The sequence below is a fragment of the Rhizobium sp. TRM96647 genome, assembly GCF_025780115.1.
GTDB lineage: Bacteria > Pseudomonadota > Alphaproteobacteria > Rhizobiales > Rhizobiaceae > Mycoplana.
The window spans coordinates 99,694-115,091 of sequence record NZ_JAOXHF010000008.1 but is presented as its reverse complement, the minus strand read 5'-3'; the positions used below and the strand labels follow the sequence as shown (position 1 = coordinate 115,091).

Genomic DNA, 15,398 nt, shown 5'->3' with positions numbered 1-15,398 from the left:
ATAGTTTGCTACACAGGAGTGAGGAGCCGTCTTGTCCATTTCCCGCCACAAACGGGGAGCAGCGATGGGCTCGAGAGCGCGCTTGTGGACGAGCGCCGAAGGAACCGATGAACCGAGTGACGCCATACGTGACGGGATTGCCAGAAGGACGCCTTGACCGGGCGTCGGCATCCCCCGTTTCCAGAAGCAGCGTGGCGCACAGTCGGAACATGGATGACCTTGTTCAAGTCCTTGTTCCAACTCTGGAAATCCGTATGCCGCAATATGCGGTCCGGTGCGGAAGATAGCTGTAACCCATGTACAAGCCTGAGTCACTTTCCCTGAAATGCCTCGCAGTCGGCCTTTGTCTTTCCTTCGGCCAGGGCATGCTGGCCGCGCGCGCGCTTGCCTTCGATCCGGCTGCCGGCGTCAGCAAGGAGAGCCGCCCGTTCGACCTCTTCAAGTTCGGCTTCTTCTCCTACAAGGAAGGCCGCAAGGAAGATGCGATCGAGGCGTACCGCTATGCGGCCGAGAAGGGCCATACCGGGTCGCGCTGGGCGCTCGCCAACATGTATGCGGATGGCGACGGCGTTCCGGAGAATGACCTCGAGGCGTTCAAGATCTACAGCGAGATCGCCAGCCAGGGCGTGGAGCCGGGATCGGAAGACACGGGCTTCTTCGTCAATGCCCTGATCGCCCTTGCCGGCTACTACAGCCGCGGCATCCCCGACAGCCCGGTGCAGATCGATCTCGGCCAGGCGCGCCAGCTCTATTTCCAGGCCGCCTCAACCTTCGGCGTGCCGGAAGCCCAGTTCGAACTGGCCCGGATGATGCTGTCGGGCGAGGGCGGTTCGGCCAACATCCACCAGGCCAAGAAATGGCTGAACCGGGCGCAGAAAAATGGCCATGCCGGCGCCATGGGCCTGCTCGGCAACATCATGTTCCAGGAGGGCCAGTCCGCCCGCGGCCTGGCCATGCTGACGACGGCGCTCGAACGGTGCGGCCCGAAGGACCGTCCCTGGCTGCAGGAGATGCAGGAGCAGGCGTTTTCGCTGGCAAGCGAGAAGGACCGGCGCAAGGCGATTTCCATGGCCGAGGAAGCCAAGGCCGGCGTCAACTGATCCGGCCCACGGCCAGCGCAGCATCCCTGCAACTGTCTGACGGCCCGCTATAGAGCGATCCGAAAAACCGGGCCGTCCGTCCGCTCACACCGCCAGATGCGCGACGACGGGGACGTGGTCCGACGGCTTCTCCCAGTTGCGGACATGCTTTTCCACATCCGTGCTCAAAAGCCGGTCGGCGGCTTCCGGCGACAGCATCAGGTGGTCGATGCGGATGCCGAAGTTCTTCGGCCAGCATCCGCCCTGGTAGTCCCAGAAGGTGTAGAGGGGCGTGGCGTCGGTCGTGGCGCGCACGGCATCGGTGAAACCGAGGTTTTCCAATCGGCGGAACGCCTGGCGGGTCGGCGGCAGGTAGAGCGCGTCGTTCTCCCACACTTTCACGTCCCAGCAGTCGTGCGGTTCCGGGATGACGTTGTAGTCGCCGGCCAGCACGATCGGCTCCTCGAGCGCCAGGCGGGCTTCGGCGAACCGCGCCAGCCGCTCCATCCAGGCGAGCTTGTAGGGATATTTCACCGGGTCCTGCGCCGGGTTGCCGTTCGGCAGGTAGATCGAGCAGACCCGCAAGGCGCGCCCGCCAACCGAGAACACGCCTTCGATGAAGCGCGACTGCTCGTCGCCGTCGTCGCCCGGCAGTCCGCGGATGATCTCGTCGGGGCGGATCTTCGACAGCAGCGCCACGCCGTTGAAACCTTTCTGCCCGTGCGTCTCCACATGATAGCCGAGCGCCTCGATCTCCAGCCGCGGAAACGCCTCGTCCTGGCATTTGATTTCCTGCAGGGCGACGATGTCGGGCTGCGATTCCTTGAGCCAGGCGAGGAGGTTGTCGATGCGCGCGCGCACGCCGTTGATGTTCCAGGTCGCGATCTTCATCGACAGTCTCCGAATCCAGCTGTGCCCGGTCGGGCCGCCGCCTTTCTAGCCGCTCGCCCGTCCTTTGACAAACCGGATCGCCCGCCCGGACTGTGGACCCGCGCGAGCGCGGCACGACCGGTGCCGCCGCAGGCTGGCCGCGGTCATTGCGATACGTGATTCGAGAAGGAGGCGGCGCGCAGCCTCTCCGTTGGCGGGTCAGATGGAGAAGCTGGTGCCGCAGCCGCAGCTTGCCACGGCGTTGGGGTTCTTGATCTGGAACGATTGGCCCATCAGGTTGTCGACGAAGTCGATTTCCGAGCCGTCCATGTAGACGAGCGAAAGCTGGTCGATCAGGACGCGGGCGTCCCCCTTCTCCAGCACCATGTCGTCGTCGGCAGGCGCATCGACGAGATCGAACTTGTAGGAAAAGCCCGAACAGCCGCCGCCTTCGACCGAGACGCGCATGGCCTTCTTGGCCGGATCGGCGCTCAGGATGCTGGCGATGCGCTTTGCGGCGGCATCGGAGAGGGTCACGTTCTTGTCGTTCATCAAGGTCCTCCGGGCGGGTTCAAGGTCCGCCGAGAATCGATTCCGTGCCGGGCGCTTCCGCCCCGGCCGTGCGCTGCATCGTAACACGTTCCGCAACCGCATGATATTGCTGGTAAACAGGCATTGCGCTTGCGATGCGGCTTTACGCTGTGCACACTATAGGTATGAAGGCATCGGGGCCGCGTCAATGGGCGGCCCGAATGCGGGTGAGCTATGACACTGGACAGACATGCCCTCGGCTTCGGCGCAGGCCAGCGGGCGATCTATGCGGCCGATCCCTGGACGAGCCGCGGCCGTCTTTTCGAGGAGGGCAGGAGCCCGACCCGTTCGGATTTCCAGCGTGACCGTGACCGGATCGTCCATACCACCGCCTTCCGCCGCCTGAAGCACAAGACCCAGGTCTTCATCGCCGCCGATGGCGATCACTATCGCACGCGGCTGACCCATACGATCGAGGTCGCCCAGATCGCCCGCGCGCTCGCCCGCGCGCTGCGGCTGGACGAGGATCTCGCCGAGGGCGTGGCGCTGGTGCACGATTTCGGCCACACGCCCTTCGGCCACACCGGCGAGGACGCCCTTCACGAGGCGCTGGAGCCCTATGGCGGCTTCGACCACAACGCCCAGTCGCTGCGCATCGTCACCAAGCTGGAGCGGCGCTATGCCGAGTTCGACGGGCTGAACCTGACCTGGGAGACGCTGGAGGGCCTCGTCAAGCACAACGGCCCGCTGCTGACGCCGGACGGGCAGGGCACCCGCGGCCCGGTCCCGCAGCCGATCCTCGACTACTGCGCCCTGCACGACCTCGAGCTTGCGAGCTTTGCCAGCCTTGAGGCGCAGGTGGCGGCGATCGCCGACGATATCGCCTACAACACCCACGACATCGACGACGGCCTGCGCTCCGGCTACCTCTCCTTCGACATGCTGGAGGAGATCCCGTTCCTGGCGAAGCTGATGGCGGAGGTGCGGCAGCTCTATCCGAACCTTGAGCCGGCGCGCTTCACCCACGAGATCATGCGCCGGCAGATCACCGCGATGGTCGAAGACGTCATCACCTATGCGCAGGCGGCGCTGCGTGCAGTCCGGCCGAAATGTGCGGACGACGTGCGTCAGGCCGGTCGGGTCATGGCCACGTTTTCCGATGAAATGCTGGTCACCGACCGGCAGATCAAGAAGATGCTGTTTTCGCGGATCTACCGCCATCCCGAGGTGATGCGCGTGCGCGCCAATGCCGCCTCCATCGTCACCGACCTGTTCACGGCCTATATGGACGACCCGCAACTGATGAAGGGGCACTACTGGGTGGATCACATCCGCGGGATGCCGCAGGCCGCGAGGGCCCGCCATGTCGGCGACTATCTCGCCGGCATGACCGACAACTACGCGATCGATACCCACAGGCGGCTGTTTGACCACACCCCGGAATTGCGATAGTCACCCGGCCGACTGGAAATTCAGCGCTTTGGGCGCTTTGCGCCGCTTCTGGCGCGCGGATGGAAGACATGAACCTCTTTACTGATTTCGAGAGCAGGATCAAAAACGTACTCGAGGAAATTGATGTCGTGCGTGAAAGGCGCGCCGACCTCGATTTCGGTCGAGTCGGGGTCGAACCGCCGCGCGACGCCAGCCATGGCGACGTGGCCACCAATGCCGCGATGGTGCTGGCCAAGCCGCTCGGCACCAATCCGCGCGCGCTGGCCGAACTGATCGTGGAGAAGCTGCGCCAGGATCCGGAGGTGGCCGAGATCACCGTCGCCGGCCCCGGCTTCATCAACGTCCGCCTGTCGGTCGGATACTGGCAGCAGGTGCTGGCGGACATGATCCGCAAGGGCACCGATTTCGGCCGCAGCGCGATCGGGGCGGGGCGCAAGGTCAACGTCGAATACGTCTCCGCCAACCCCACCGGGCCGATGCATGTCGGCCATTGCCGCGGCGCCGTGGTCGGCGACGCGCTCGCCAACCTGCTCGCCTTCTCCGGCCATGAAGTGACCAAGGAATACTACATCAACGACGCCGGTTCGCAGGTGGACGTGCTCGCGCGCTCCGCCTTCCTGCGCTACCGTCAGGCGCTCGGCGAGAAGATCGGCGAGATCCCGCCAGGGCTCTATCCTGGCGACTATCTCGTCCCCGTCGGCGAGGCGCTCGCCGCCGAATACGGCTCGAGCCTGCGGATCATGCAGGAGCACCAGTGGCTGCCGATCGTCAAGGACAAGACCATCGACGCGATGATGGCGATGATCCGCGCCGATCTCGACGCGCTGAACGTCCACCACGACGTCTTCTTCTCTGAACGGTCGCTGCATGCCGGCAACGGGGCGCCGATCCGCACCGCGATCAACGACCTGACCTTCAAGGGCCACGTCTACAAGGGCGTGCTGCCGCCGCCGAAGGGCCAGCTGCCGGAGGACTGGGAGGACCGCGAGCAGACGCTGTTCCGCTCCACCGAGGTCGGCGACGACATCGACCGGCCGCTGATCAAGTCGGACGGCAGCTACACCTATTTCGCCGCCGACGTCGCCTATTTCAAGGACAAGTTCGACCGCGGCTTCGACGAGATGATCTATATCCTCGGCGCCGATCATGGCGGCTACGTCAAGCGGCTGGAGGCGGTCTGCCGGGCGATCTCCGAGGGCAACGCCAAGCTGACCGTGCTGCTCTGCCAGCTCGTCAAGCTGTTCCGCGACGGCGAGCCGGTGAAGATGTCGAAGCGGTCAGGCGATTTCGTCACCCTGCGCGAGGTGGTCGACGAGGTCGGTCGCGATCCCGTCCGGTTCATGATGCTCTACCGCAAGAGCTCCGAGCCGCTCGACTTCGACTTCGCTAAGGTCACCGAGCAGTCGAAGGACAATCCGGTCTTCTACGTGCAGTATGCGCATGCGCGCTGCATGTCGGTCTTCCGGCAGGCGCGGGAAGCATTCCCCGGCCTCGACCTGAAGGATGTCGATCTTACCGCTGCAGTCGAAGGCAGCATATCCGATCCGGCCGAACTGCAGTTGCTTGCCAAGCTTGCAGAGTATCCCCGGATCGTCGAGGCTGCCGCACTGGCGCACGAGCCTCACCGCATCGCCTTTTACCTGTACGATCTGGCCAGCGCCTTCCATGCGCATTGGAACAAAGGCAAGGATCAGCCGGACTTACGTTTTGTTAATGATAAAAACCGACAATTGAGTATAGCCAGACTCGGGCTGGTGTTTGCTGTTGCATCCGTTCTCAAGTCAGGCCTTGCCATTACAGGCACGGCCGCCCCGGACGAGATGCGATAGCGTCACCATTTGCCCACAATAAGCTGGCAAACGCGATTTTGAAGCTTGTGAGTGGAGCAGTATGGCAGACAAGAATCTCGCGCGAAGCGGACCCGCCGATGCCGACCTTCTGTCGGATGATGATCCCTTGGCGGAACTCGCACGCATCGTCGGCTACGAGCCTCGCAACGTGCCCACGGCGGCCCGCCCGGTGCCGCCCGAGCCTCTCCAGGAGCCTGTCTTCGACCTCGAGGGCGAACTTCTGCGCGAATTCGCGCTCTACGATGCGCCGGCACTCGATCCGGCCGGCGAATTCGAGGATGCGCCCCAACCGCTCGCAGAGCCTGTGTCTTTCGACCGGGACGAAACGCTCGAAGAGACCTTCGGCGAGGTGCCTCCCGCCGTCGAGGCGGTCGAGGCCTATTCGCCCGGGATGGTCGAACCTGCCTATGTCGAGCCGTCCTACGAGGAAGAGGTCGCGTCGCCCCAGGCGGAGCAGCCCGCATCGGACGCCGTGGCCGACTGGCAGGACGAGCCCGCATTTGACGAAGCCGCACTAGCCGAGCCCGCATTTTCCGAACCCCCGGCGGATGTCGCGCCTGTATCCGATTGGGACGCCCAGCCGGCCTATGAAGGCGAGCAGACTGCGCCCGCGGTCGAGCATGCTGACGAATACCTGGAGGACGAATACCCGCAGGCCGTCGCCTACGAGGCGTCGCAGGTCGAGGTGCCCGTGGCTCAGGCTACGGCGGAATATGGCGATGCCCCCGCAGCCCCGACGTTCCTCGGCCTGCAGCCGGCGGACTATCCGGCAACCTTCGAGGAGCCGGTCGGGCTCGATCTGGATCAGGAACTCGAGCTTTCCCTGGGCGAGGCCCTTGTCGAGCGTTCCGAGCCTTCCGAGCCTCCGGTCCTCGCGGCACAGGAAGACGCAGCTCCGGTCCATGCGTGGCCGATGGAAGAGAGCTACGCCCGTCACGAAACCCACGCCTACGATCCGGCCGCGGCAGGCTATGCCGTCGTCGATAGCGGCGACGCCCATGCCGGTCTGGTGCAGGAGACGTTCGTCGAGGCCCTGCCGGCCGTAGCGCCGCATGCGGAAGCCACGTTTGCGGCCGCCCCGACCTATGCCGATCCGGTACCGGTGACACCCGCCCTCGGCGAGGGCGCCCACTTCGAAGCGGAGGAGCTGCCGGTCGAGATCGGATCGGTCGATTTCGTCCCGGACTGGATTGCCGACCCGCATGCCGATGCGGCGCTCGCCGCTGCCGAAGAGGCTCTGTCTCCGTATGCCGAAGACGCGGCGGTCTTCGAGCCCCCGCATCCCTATGAGGTCGCCCCGCCGGCGCGGGCCGCCGACGGCTTCGACCTGGACGAACTGCTGGCCGAAGTCGAGCGCTTCCCCGTGCCCGAAAGCCGCCCGCCGCTCGCGCCCTCGTTGGAATCGTCGCTTGCTGCCCCTATGGAATCGTCCCCGGAAGCCTCGCAGGAGGCGCCGCGCCCGCGTCCCGGCATGCTCGAGGGTTTCTCGAACGTGAAGTTCGGCCGTGCGACCCCGGTCGCAGCCGCTCGCCCGTCCGTGGCAGCGCCCGAGCCCGGCGCGCTCCCCGAGACGGCCTTTGAAACCGCCTTCGTCGAGCCCGCGGCAGCCGAACCGTTTGCCGTCGAGCCGACCGCTGACGTCGCCGTTCCCGCCACGGTGGATACGGCATTGGTCGCCCCCGCAGCCGAACCGTTCCCGTCCGTCGCACCGGCGGTCGAGAGCGAGGCTTCGGATCTCGACGACGCGTTTGCGAATTTCGAGCTCGACCTGTCGGACATCGAATTCGATCTGGACGCATCGGAACTGATGCCGTCCGAACCCGTCGAGCCGCCGTCCGCGCCGGCAGTCGCCGCCATCGCGGCGGCAACGGTGGCCTCCGCGGCACCGCCGGCGACACCCATAGAGGTCGAGCGGGCCGTACCGGCATCGGCAACCATTGCCCCGGCGCCCGTAGCGCCGGCTCCCATCGCTGCCGTGCCCCCCGTCGTCCCGCAGGCCGAACAAGCGTTTGCGCGCACTGTCGAGCCGGTTCGCGAGACGGAGCAGGCGCCGGTGGATTTCGTCCTGCCCTTCGATCCGTCGCTGATCGCCGACACCGATGTCAGCGTGGCGCAGGTCGGCGAACTCGATGTGCCGCATCTTCCGGCGGTCGACAGGGAAAAGCCGCCGGTCCATCAGCCGGAATACGATCTCGACATCGATGCCGAGATGGCCAATCTGTTCGGCGACCCTGCGCCCGCACCGGCGCCCAGCCGCGCCGCAGAAGCTGCCGTCGCCGCCAACGTGGTGCAGTTCAAGCCCGCGACGGGCGATGCGGAAGCGTTCGACAAGGCGCTCGAGGAAGACCTCCGGCGTTCGCTGTCGCAACCCGAGCGCCACGCCATCCCGCTCGACGCCCAGCAGGCCGATGACGACGACTATGTCGGTGACGGCTATGACGAACCGGCCCGCCGCGGGCGCGGCCTGATGCTCGCCGCGGCCGCCGCAACCGTCGTCGTTCTCGGCGGCGCCGGCGTCTACGCGTTCCTGGCCGGCACCGGCGCGGTCGGCACCGGCTCGGGAGAGCCGCGCGTCATCGCCGCCGACAAGACGCCGGTCAAGATCGTTCCGGAAGAGCGCGGCGGCAAGAGCGTCCCCAACCAGGACAAGGCCGTCTACGACCGCGTCGCCGGCAAGTCCGACAGCGGCCCGCAGCAGGAGCAACTCGTCACCTCGACCGAGGAGCCCGTCGATGTCGTCCAGCGTACGCTGACGCCGGAATCGCTGCCCTATGACGGTCCGGTCGAGGACGATGCGACAGCACCGGCCGAAATTGCCGCTGGCGATGACGAACGGCTTCTGCCGGGCGTGGACGACCAGGCGGCTTCGCAGGACGCAGGCGAGGGCAATAGCCCGGTCGTCTCGCCGCGCAAGGTCAGGACGATGATCGTCAAGCCGGATGGGACGCTGGTCGCTCGCGAAGAACCGGCAGCGCCCGCGGAGACCACCGGACCGGCGCTCGCTGAAGCCACGCAGCCGCCCGCATCCGCCGATGCCGGCCTGCGAGCCGAGCCGTCGAACGGCGCTCCCTTGCCGAATGGCGACGAACGGGCCCTGCAGGAACTCGCCGGTGCAGCCGTCGAGGAGACGGCACCGGTGCGGACGGTGACGACCACGCCCGTCGTCGCCACGAGTGTCGCCGCAACCGGTATCACCGCTCCCGATGCCGCCGCTGCGCCGGCGCCCCAGGGCGAGGTGATGGCCGGCGCGCCGGTACCCGTCTCGCGACCGGCCGAGCAGCCCGTCGACGTGGTCGGCACCGTATCCGAGCGCGGCCGCGTGACCGGGACGGCTCCGACCGAGACGGCGGCGCTTGCAACCGAACCGGCTGCGCAGCCCGCAGCCGCAGCGCCGGAACAGGCACAGCCGGCAGCGGCCAATCCGGGCGGCTACGTGATCCAGATCGCGTCGCTTCCCTCCGAGGCCGAGGCCCAGACCTCCTACAACAACTTGTCGTCGCGCTTCGGCAGCGTCATTGGCGGCCGCGGCGTCGACATCAAGCGCGCCGAGATCGCCAACAAGGGCACCTACTACCGTGTCCGCATCCCGGCCGGCTCGCGCGAGGAGGCCAACGCCCTTTGCGCCAAGTACAAGGCCGCCGGCGGCAGCTGCCTCGTTACCCGCTGAGGAACGAGGAACGCGAAAATGGAACAATGGCGCGTCCCTGACGCGCCATTTTCGTCTCATGGCTGCGGCTGTGATGCTTTCCTGTGAAAGAAGTCGCCCGGCGCTCTCGCCTTTCGCGGCACACGGCTTATGATTCGGTCCATGAGCGAATCGAAATCCTTCATTTCCGGCTGCAAGGGCCTTGTCCTCACCGATGACGAAAAGGCCTTCTTTCGGGACGAGCGCCCCTGGGGCTTTATCCTGTTCGGGCGCAATATCGGCGAGCCGTCGCAGGTGGCCGACCTTACGGCGGCGCTGCGCGAGACGGTCGGCGGCGATCCGGCGATCCCCGTCCTCATCGACCAGGAGGGCGGGCGGGTGCAGCGGATCAGGCCGCCGCACGTGCCGCAATATCCGAACGCCGCAGCGCTCGGCGCCATCTATCGACAGGATGAGGGCAAGGGGCTGCGTGCGGCCTGGCTGATGTCGCGGCTGTTCGCCTTCGATCTCTCCCGCCTCGGCGTCAATGTCGATTGCCTTCCCGTCCTCGACGTCGCCGTTTCGGGCGTGCACGACGTGATCGGCAACCGCGCCTACGGGCAGGAGCCGCAGATCGTCTCCGCCATGGGCAAGGCGGCCGCCGAGGGCCTGAAGGCCGGCGGCCTGCTGCCGGTGATGAAGCACATGCCGGGCCACGGCCGCACGATGGTGGATTCCCACCATGACCTGCCGGTGGTCCACGCGCCGCTGGAACAGTTGCAGGCGATCGACTTCGTGCCTTTCCGCCACCTGCGCGACGAACTGATGGGCATGTCGGCCCATATCGTCTTCACCGAACTGGACGCCGGCAATCCCGCCACCACCTCGCCGAAGGTCGTCCGCGAGATCATCCGCGGCCACATCGGCTTCGACGGGCTCCTGATGTCGGACGACGTCTCGATGAACGCCCTGAAGGGCGATATTGCAACCCGCGCGCGCGGGATCATTGCCGCCGGTCTCGATTTGGTGTTGCATTGCCATGGGATCATGGAGGAAATGATCGCGGTTGCCGAAAACGTGCCACCGCTGGTAGGAGAAAGCCGGCGGCGCGCGGATGCGGTGAAAACCGGGTTTCCTGAGGCCGACGGGGCGGACGAGCAGGCCCTGCGGGAAGAATTCAATGCGCTGATCGCGGTCGCCTGAGGATATCTCGCGCCGCATCGGCAAGTCGCTCTTGGAGTGCAGGTGTACGGATCGAGGTTCAAGCCGCAGAAGATGGACGCATCGGACGCAGCGCCGATGGAGGAGCTGTGGCAGGACGATCGCGACCGCGGGCTGCATGAGGAAGGCCTCGTCGTCGACATTGCCGGCTTCGAGGGCCCGCTCGACCTGCTCCTGCATCTGGCCCGCACCCAGAAGGTCGATCTGTCCCGCATCTCGGTTCTGGCGCTGGTCGAGCAATATCTGGCCTTCATCGAGCGCGCCCGGCAGATCCGCATCGAGCTTGCGGCCGACTATCTGGTCATGGCGGCCTGGCTCGCCTACCTGAAGTCGCGGCTGCTCATTCCCCGGCAGCCGAAGGATGACGGCCCGAGCGGCGAGGAGATGGCGGCGACGCTGGCCTTCCGGCTGAAGCGGCTGGAGGCGATGCGGGATGCGGCGACGCGGCTTGTCAACCGCAACCGCCTGGGCCGCGATTTCTTCGCCCGCGGCGCCCCCGAGCATATCCCGACCCACAGGCGCTCCGCCTTCGATGCCTCGCTCTACGATCTGTTGAGCGCCTATGCGTCGCTGCGCCAGCGTCACGCCATCACCCAGGTGACGATCGAGAAGCGCACCGTCTGGTCGCTCGCCGATGCACGCGAGATCCTGCACCGGCTGATGGGCGAGGTCGAGGAATGGACGGCGCTGGATCACTTTCTGCTGCGCTACCTGACCGAACCCTCCGAGCGCAGGACGGCGATGGCGAGTGCCTTCGCCGCCACGCTGGAAATGGTGCGCGAGGGGCAACTGGAGATCCGGCAGGAGGGCGTGTTCCAGCCGATCTACCTGCGCCGCGGCGCGCCGGCCCGGCCGGGCGGCCAGCGGGAAGAGCAGGGGGATGACGACCATGTCTGAGGTCGACGGGCCGCAGGATGATGCCGCAGGGGCTGCGGACGCCGCCGGCGAGGCCGCGACCGTCGTCGACCCGCGCCGGTTGCACGAGGCCGCCCGGATCGCCGAGGCGTTGGTCTTCGCCTCCGCCGGCCCCGTTCCCGAAGCCTACATCGCCGACCGCCTGCCGGCGGGTGTCGATGTCGGCCATGTCATGCGCCAGTTGAAGGCGCTCTATGCCGGCCGCGGCGTCAACCTCGTCCAGGTCGCCGATCATTGGGCGTTCCGCACCGCGCCGGACCTGTCCTTCGTCGTCCGCAGCGACGAGGGCGAGGTGCGCAAGCTCTCTCGCGCGGCGCTCGAGGTGCTGTCGATCATCGCCTACCACCAGCCGGTGACGCGGGCGGAGATCGAGGACATCCGCGGCGTGCAGACCTCGAAGGGCACGCTGGACGTGCTGCTCGAGGCGGGCTGGGTGCGGTTCCGCGGCCGCCGGCGCACGCCGGGCCGGCCGGTGACCTTCGGCACGACGAAGGATTTCCTCGACCATTTCGGCCTGGAGGAACTGCGCGACCTGCCGGGGCTGGAGGAGTTGAAGGGGGCAGGGCTGCTCACCGGCCGCATCCCGTCCAATTTCCAGATTCCCCTGCCGATCGGCGAGGAAGAACTCGCCGACGACGAGGATCCGATCACGCAGATGGACCTCGAGGAACTCGGCCTCTTGACACCGGGCGGAAAAGAAGACGAATAGCGGAAGCTTATCGTCGCCTTGAATTGCCGCGCCCTGAACTGCCGCCGCTCTTCACGGCGTGTCGGCAGAAGCGTCGGGCAGCATGTGCCGGGGGCGAACTCGGGGATTGGCAGGGAATGGCTTCGGATTCGTCGAATCTGAACGGGATCGAGGCGCTGGCTGCGTCCGCGGTGACCTTCGCGGCAAAGCTCTCCTTCGAGGACATCCATCACAGCTATCACGGCAAGGAGACGATCCGCGGCATTTCCATGTCGGCTCAGCCCGGCGAGGTTCTCTGCCTGCTCGGGCCGTCCGGTTCCGGCAAGACGACGCTTCTGCGCATCGCCGCCGGCATCGAAGCGCAGGCCGGTGGCCGCGTGCTGCTGAACGACCGGGAGATCGCCGGGCCGAAGGTGTTCCTGCCGCCCGAGCGGCGCGGCGTCGGCCTGATGTTCCAGGACTTTGCGCTCTTTCCCCATATGTCCGTGCTCGACAACGTCCGCTTCGGCTTGACGGCGATCCCGAAGGCCGAGGCGATCGCCGAGGCGCGTGTGGCCTTGGAGCGCGTGGGCCTTTCGCATTATGCCGAGAAGTTTCCGCATGCGCTGTCCGGCGGCGAGCAGCAGCGCGTGGCCCTTGCCCGGGCGCTGGCGCCGCGGCCGGCGGTCCTATTGATGGACGAGCCGTTCTCCGGCCTGGATTCGCGGCTGAAGGATTCCATCCGCGCCGATACGCTGGCGATCCTGCGTCATAGCCGCGCAACCGCCATCGTCGTCACCCATGACGCCGAGGAAGCGATGCGGATGGGCGATCGCATCGCACTTTTGCGTGATGGCCGGTTGGTGCAGGTGGGCACCGCCGAGGAACTCTACCTGCGACCGGCCGATCTCTTCGCCGCCGGTTTCTTCTCCGAGATCAACGTCTTTCCCGGCCATGTGCTGTCGGGGCGGGTGGAGACGCCGCTCGGAAACGTTGCGGCAGGACACCTGGCAGACGGCGCAAGGGTGCGGATTGCCGTGCGTTTGTCCGGTATCGCCGTCTCAGCGACGGCGGGATCGATCCCCGCCCGGATCCTGTCGCGGCGTTTCCTGGGCGTCGTCGAATTGCTGGAACTCGCTGTGCCGGGAACCGACCAGCCCGTGCGTGCACGAATCAGGGCCGGGCAACTTCCCGGTGGATTGCGCGATGTCACGGTTTCGGCTAACGAGCGCGACATACTAGTGTTTGAAAAAGGCGCCTGAACGTCTTACATCGGGTACGAAATCCTAGAGGGAGTAAAGTCACATGGGTTCATTCAGCATCTGGCATTGGCTGATCGTTCTGGCAGTGGTGCTGCTGCTGTTTGGCCGCGGCAAGATTCCGGAACTGATGGGCGATGTCGCAAAGGGCATCAAGAACTTCAAGAAGGGCATGTCCGACGACGAGGCCGCTGCGGCTGACCAGTCGAAGACTGTCGAGCACAAGGCCGACGAGACCAAGTGATCGGTCGGGACGCGGCGCACGGTCGCGATCCCTCGAGGACATTGCCTTATGCTTGAAGTCGGCTGGAGCGAAATTCTTGTCATCGCCATCGTTCTGATTCTGGTGGTGGGTCCGAAGGACCTGCCGCAGATGCTGAGAACGTTCGGCCGTGTCGTCACCCGGATGCGTTCGATGGCGGGCGAGTTCCGCCAGCAGTTCGACGAGGCGCTGCGCGAAGCGGATCTCGACGACGTCCGCAAGACCATCGGCGATGCGCAGAAGCTCAACCCGATGAACACCATCCGCGATGCGGTCAATCCGCTGCGGCAGATGGGCGACGAGATCAAGGCCGACCTGTCGAAGGTCACCTCGACGCAGAAGGCATCCTCCACCTCTACCTCCACGACCGCCGCCGCCGACAGCACGTCAGCGGCGTCGGGCGAAGCTGCGGCCAATGCCGCCGTCCCGCCGGCGCCCGTCGTCTCTGCTGCGGCTGCGGCGGCCCCGGTTGCCGCGGCAAGTCCGCTCCCCGCCGCGCCCGTTCAGCCGGTGACGGCAGCGCCGGTCGAGCCGGCCAAGCCCGCTGCCCCGGCTGAAAAGACCGCCGCGGCCAGGGCGCCCCGGAAGACCACTACCAAGGCTGCGGCGAGCAAGGCCCCGGCCGTTGCCAAGGCCCCGGCAACCGCCAAGGCCCCGGCGACGAAGCCGAAGGCGGCGCCACGCAAGGCTGCGGCCAAGCCCGAGGCGCCTGCCAAGGCGGCGCCGAAGGCGAAGACGGTGGCTGCGTCTGCGGCCGCACCGGCGAAGAAGGTCACCACCCGCAAGCCCAAGAAGGATCAGGCATGAGCGGCGAGTACGAAGACAAGCCCCAGCCGCTGATCGAACACCTGATCGAACTGCGCCGGAGGCTGATGTGGGCCGTGGGCGCGTTCTTCGTCGCCTTTCTGATCTGCTTCTACTTTGCCAAGGCCCTGTTCAACATCCTGGTGCAGCCGTTCAAGTGGTCGGTCGAATGGGCCGGCCTGTCGCACCGCAATGTCGAGCTTATCTACACCGCGCCGCAGGAATTCTTCTTCACCCAGATCAAGGTGGCGATGTTCGGCGCGCTGGTGATCGCCTTCCCGATCATCGCCCAGCAGATCTACAAGTTCGTCGCACCCGGCCTCTACAAGAACGAGCGGGCGGCGTTCCTGCCGTTCCTGATCGCCTCGCCGATCCTGTTCCTGATCGGCGCGGCCCTCGTCTATTTCTTCTTCACGCCCATGGTGATGTGGTTCTTCCTGTCGATGGAGCAGGGGGGCGGCGAAGGCCAGGTCTCGATCCAGCTCCTGCCGAAGGTGTCGGAATATCTCGGGCTGATCATGTCGCTGATCTTCGCCTTCGGTCTGGTGTTCCAGCTTCCGGTGATCTCCTCGCTTTTGGTGCGCGCCGGCTTCATCTCCGCGCAGACCCTGGTCGAAAAGCGCAAGTACGCGATCGTGATCGCCTTTGTCGCCGCGGCCATCCTGACGCCGCCGGACCCGGTCTCCCAGATCGGTCTTGCACTGCCGACCATCCTTCTCTACGAGATTGCCATCTACACGGCCCGACTCATAGAACGGCAGCGGGCGGGCGCCGCCGCGGAAGCGGACTCCGAGACGGAGGATACGGCGCAGGCGCCGACATCGCAGGAAGCCGACAAGGCCTGAAGCGGTTGTCGGTTTCCG

General features: G+C 66.3%; 13 protein-coding genes. 11 read left to right on the top strand and 2 right to left on the bottom strand.

What is annotated here, in order from left to right:
- Positions 1-296: 296 nt before the first annotated feature.
- Positions 297-1,100 carry an exopolysaccharide production regulator ExoR gene (exoR, locus tag OCK02_RS16205; protein WP_263813958.1) on the top strand — a complete coding sequence of 268 codons (804 nt, stop codon included), beginning with the start codon at positions 297-299 and terminating at the stop codon, positions 1,098-1,100.
- Positions 1,101-1,184: 84 nt separating this feature from the next.
- Here exoR and xth read toward each other — a convergent pair whose 3' ends face one another.
- Positions 1,185-1,970, bottom strand: a complete 786-nt coding sequence (gene xth / locus OCK02_RS16200; protein WP_263813956.1) for an exodeoxyribonuclease III — start codon at positions 1,968-1,970, stop codon at positions 1,185-1,187.
- Positions 1,971-2,168: 198 nt separating this feature from the next.
- Positions 2,169-2,501 carry an iron-sulfur cluster insertion protein ErpA gene (gene erpA, locus OCK02_RS16195; protein WP_230804266.1) on the bottom strand — a complete coding sequence of 111 codons (333 nt, stop codon included), beginning with the start codon at positions 2,499-2,501 and terminating at the stop codon, positions 2,169-2,171.
- A gap of 213 nt (positions 2,502-2,714) precedes the next feature.
- Here erpA and OCK02_RS16190 point away from each other — a divergent pair, with 213 nt between their 5' ends.
- The 10 genes from OCK02_RS16190 to tatC all read left to right on the top strand — a co-directional run bounded on the left by OCK02_RS16190 (position 2,715) and on the right by tatC (position 15,380).
- Positions 2,715-3,932, top strand: a complete 1,218-nt coding sequence (locus tag OCK02_RS16190; RefSeq protein WP_263813955.1) for a deoxyguanosinetriphosphate triphosphohydrolase — start codon at positions 2,715-2,717, stop codon at positions 3,930-3,932.
- Positions 3,933-4,000: 68 nt separating this feature from the next.
- Positions 4,001-5,761, top strand: a complete 1,761-nt coding sequence (gene argS, locus OCK02_RS16185; protein ID WP_263813954.1) for an arginine--tRNA ligase — start codon at positions 4,001-4,003, stop codon at positions 5,759-5,761.
- A gap of 61 nt (positions 5,762-5,822) precedes the next feature.
- Positions 5,823-9,449: an SPOR domain-containing protein gene (locus tag OCK02_RS16180; protein WP_263813952.1), complete on the top strand. Its 3,627-nt coding sequence runs from the start codon at positions 5,823-5,825 to the stop codon at positions 9,447-9,449.
- A gap of 141 nt (positions 9,450-9,590) precedes the next feature.
- The gene (gene nagZ / locus OCK02_RS16175; RefSeq protein ID WP_263813951.1) at positions 9,591-10,610 is read left to right on the top strand and encodes a beta-N-acetylhexosaminidase; all 1,020 of its coding nucleotides are present in this window, start codon (positions 9,591-9,593) and stop codon (positions 10,608-10,610) included.
- Between the two features lie 72 nt (positions 10,611-10,682).
- A complete protein-coding gene (locus OCK02_RS16170) occupies positions 10,683-11,525 on the top strand; it encodes a segregation and condensation protein A (protein ID WP_263814075.1) in 843 nt (280 codons plus the stop codon).
- Complete coding sequence (gene scpB, locus OCK02_RS16165) at positions 11,518-12,252, top strand: SMC-Scp complex subunit ScpB (RefSeq protein ID WP_263814074.1); 735 nt, start codon at positions 11,518-11,520, stop codon at positions 12,250-12,252. Before OCK02_RS16170 ends, scpB begins: the two co-directional genes overlap by 8 nt.
- A gap of 116 nt (positions 12,253-12,368) precedes the next feature.
- The gene (locus OCK02_RS16160) at positions 12,369-13,472 is read left to right on the top strand and encodes an ABC transporter ATP-binding protein (RefSeq protein ID WP_263813950.1); all 1,104 of its coding nucleotides are present in this window, start codon (positions 12,369-12,371) and stop codon (positions 13,470-13,472) included.
- Between the two features lie 43 nt (positions 13,473-13,515).
- Positions 13,516-13,713: a twin-arginine translocase TatA/TatE family subunit gene (locus OCK02_RS16155; protein ID WP_230804278.1), complete on the top strand. Its 198-nt coding sequence runs from the start codon at positions 13,516-13,518 to the stop codon at positions 13,711-13,713.
- A gap of 48 nt (positions 13,714-13,761) precedes the next feature.
- Positions 13,762-14,538, top strand: coding sequence for a Sec-independent protein translocase protein TatB (tatB, locus tag OCK02_RS16150; protein WP_263813949.1), 777 nt, complete (start codon positions 13,762-13,764; stop codon positions 14,536-14,538).
- Entirely contained in the window at positions 14,535-15,380 is an 846-nt protein-coding gene (gene tatC / locus OCK02_RS16145; protein ID WP_263813948.1) for a twin-arginine translocase subunit TatC, read from the top strand. The genes tatB and tatC overlap by 4 nt, the downstream gene beginning before the upstream one ends.
- Positions 15,381-15,398: the final 18 nt, after the last annotated feature.

Coding starts and splice junctions, on each gene's coding strand:
- exoR (WP_263813958.1), top strand. CDS start 297: ATGTACAAGCCTGAGTCACTTTCCCTGAAATGCCTCGCAGTCGGCCTT.
- xth (WP_263813956.1), bottom strand. CDS start 1,970: ATGAAGATCGCGACCTGGAACATCAACGGCGTGCGCGCGCGCATCGAC.
- erpA (WP_230804266.1), bottom strand. CDS start 2,501: ATGAACGACAAGAACGTGACCCTCTCCGATGCCGCCGCAAAGCGCATC.
- OCK02_RS16190 (WP_263813955.1), top strand. CDS start 2,715: ATGACACTGGACAGACATGCCCTCGGCTTCGGCGCAGGCCAGCGGGCG.
- argS (WP_263813954.1), top strand. CDS start 4,001: ATGAACCTCTTTACTGATTTCGAGAGCAGGATCAAAAACGTACTCGAG.
- OCK02_RS16180 (WP_263813952.1), top strand. CDS start 5,823: ATGGCAGACAAGAATCTCGCGCGAAGCGGACCCGCCGATGCCGACCTT.
- nagZ (WP_263813951.1), top strand. CDS start 9,591: ATGAGCGAATCGAAATCCTTCATTTCCGGCTGCAAGGGCCTTGTCCTC.
- OCK02_RS16170 (WP_263814075.1), top strand. CDS start 10,683: ATGGACGCATCGGACGCAGCGCCGATGGAGGAGCTGTGGCAGGACGAT.
- scpB (WP_263814074.1), top strand. CDS start 11,518: ATGTCTGAGGTCGACGGGCCGCAGGATGATGCCGCAGGGGCTGCGGAC.
- OCK02_RS16160 (WP_263813950.1), top strand. CDS start 12,369: ATGGCTTCGGATTCGTCGAATCTGAACGGGATCGAGGCGCTGGCTGCG.
- OCK02_RS16155 (WP_230804278.1), top strand. CDS start 13,516: ATGGGTTCATTCAGCATCTGGCATTGGCTGATCGTTCTGGCAGTGGTG.
- tatB (WP_263813949.1), top strand. CDS start 13,762: ATGCTTGAAGTCGGCTGGAGCGAAATTCTTGTCATCGCCATCGTTCTG.
- tatC (WP_263813948.1), top strand. CDS start 14,535: ATGAGCGGCGAGTACGAAGACAAGCCCCAGCCGCTGATCGAACACCTG.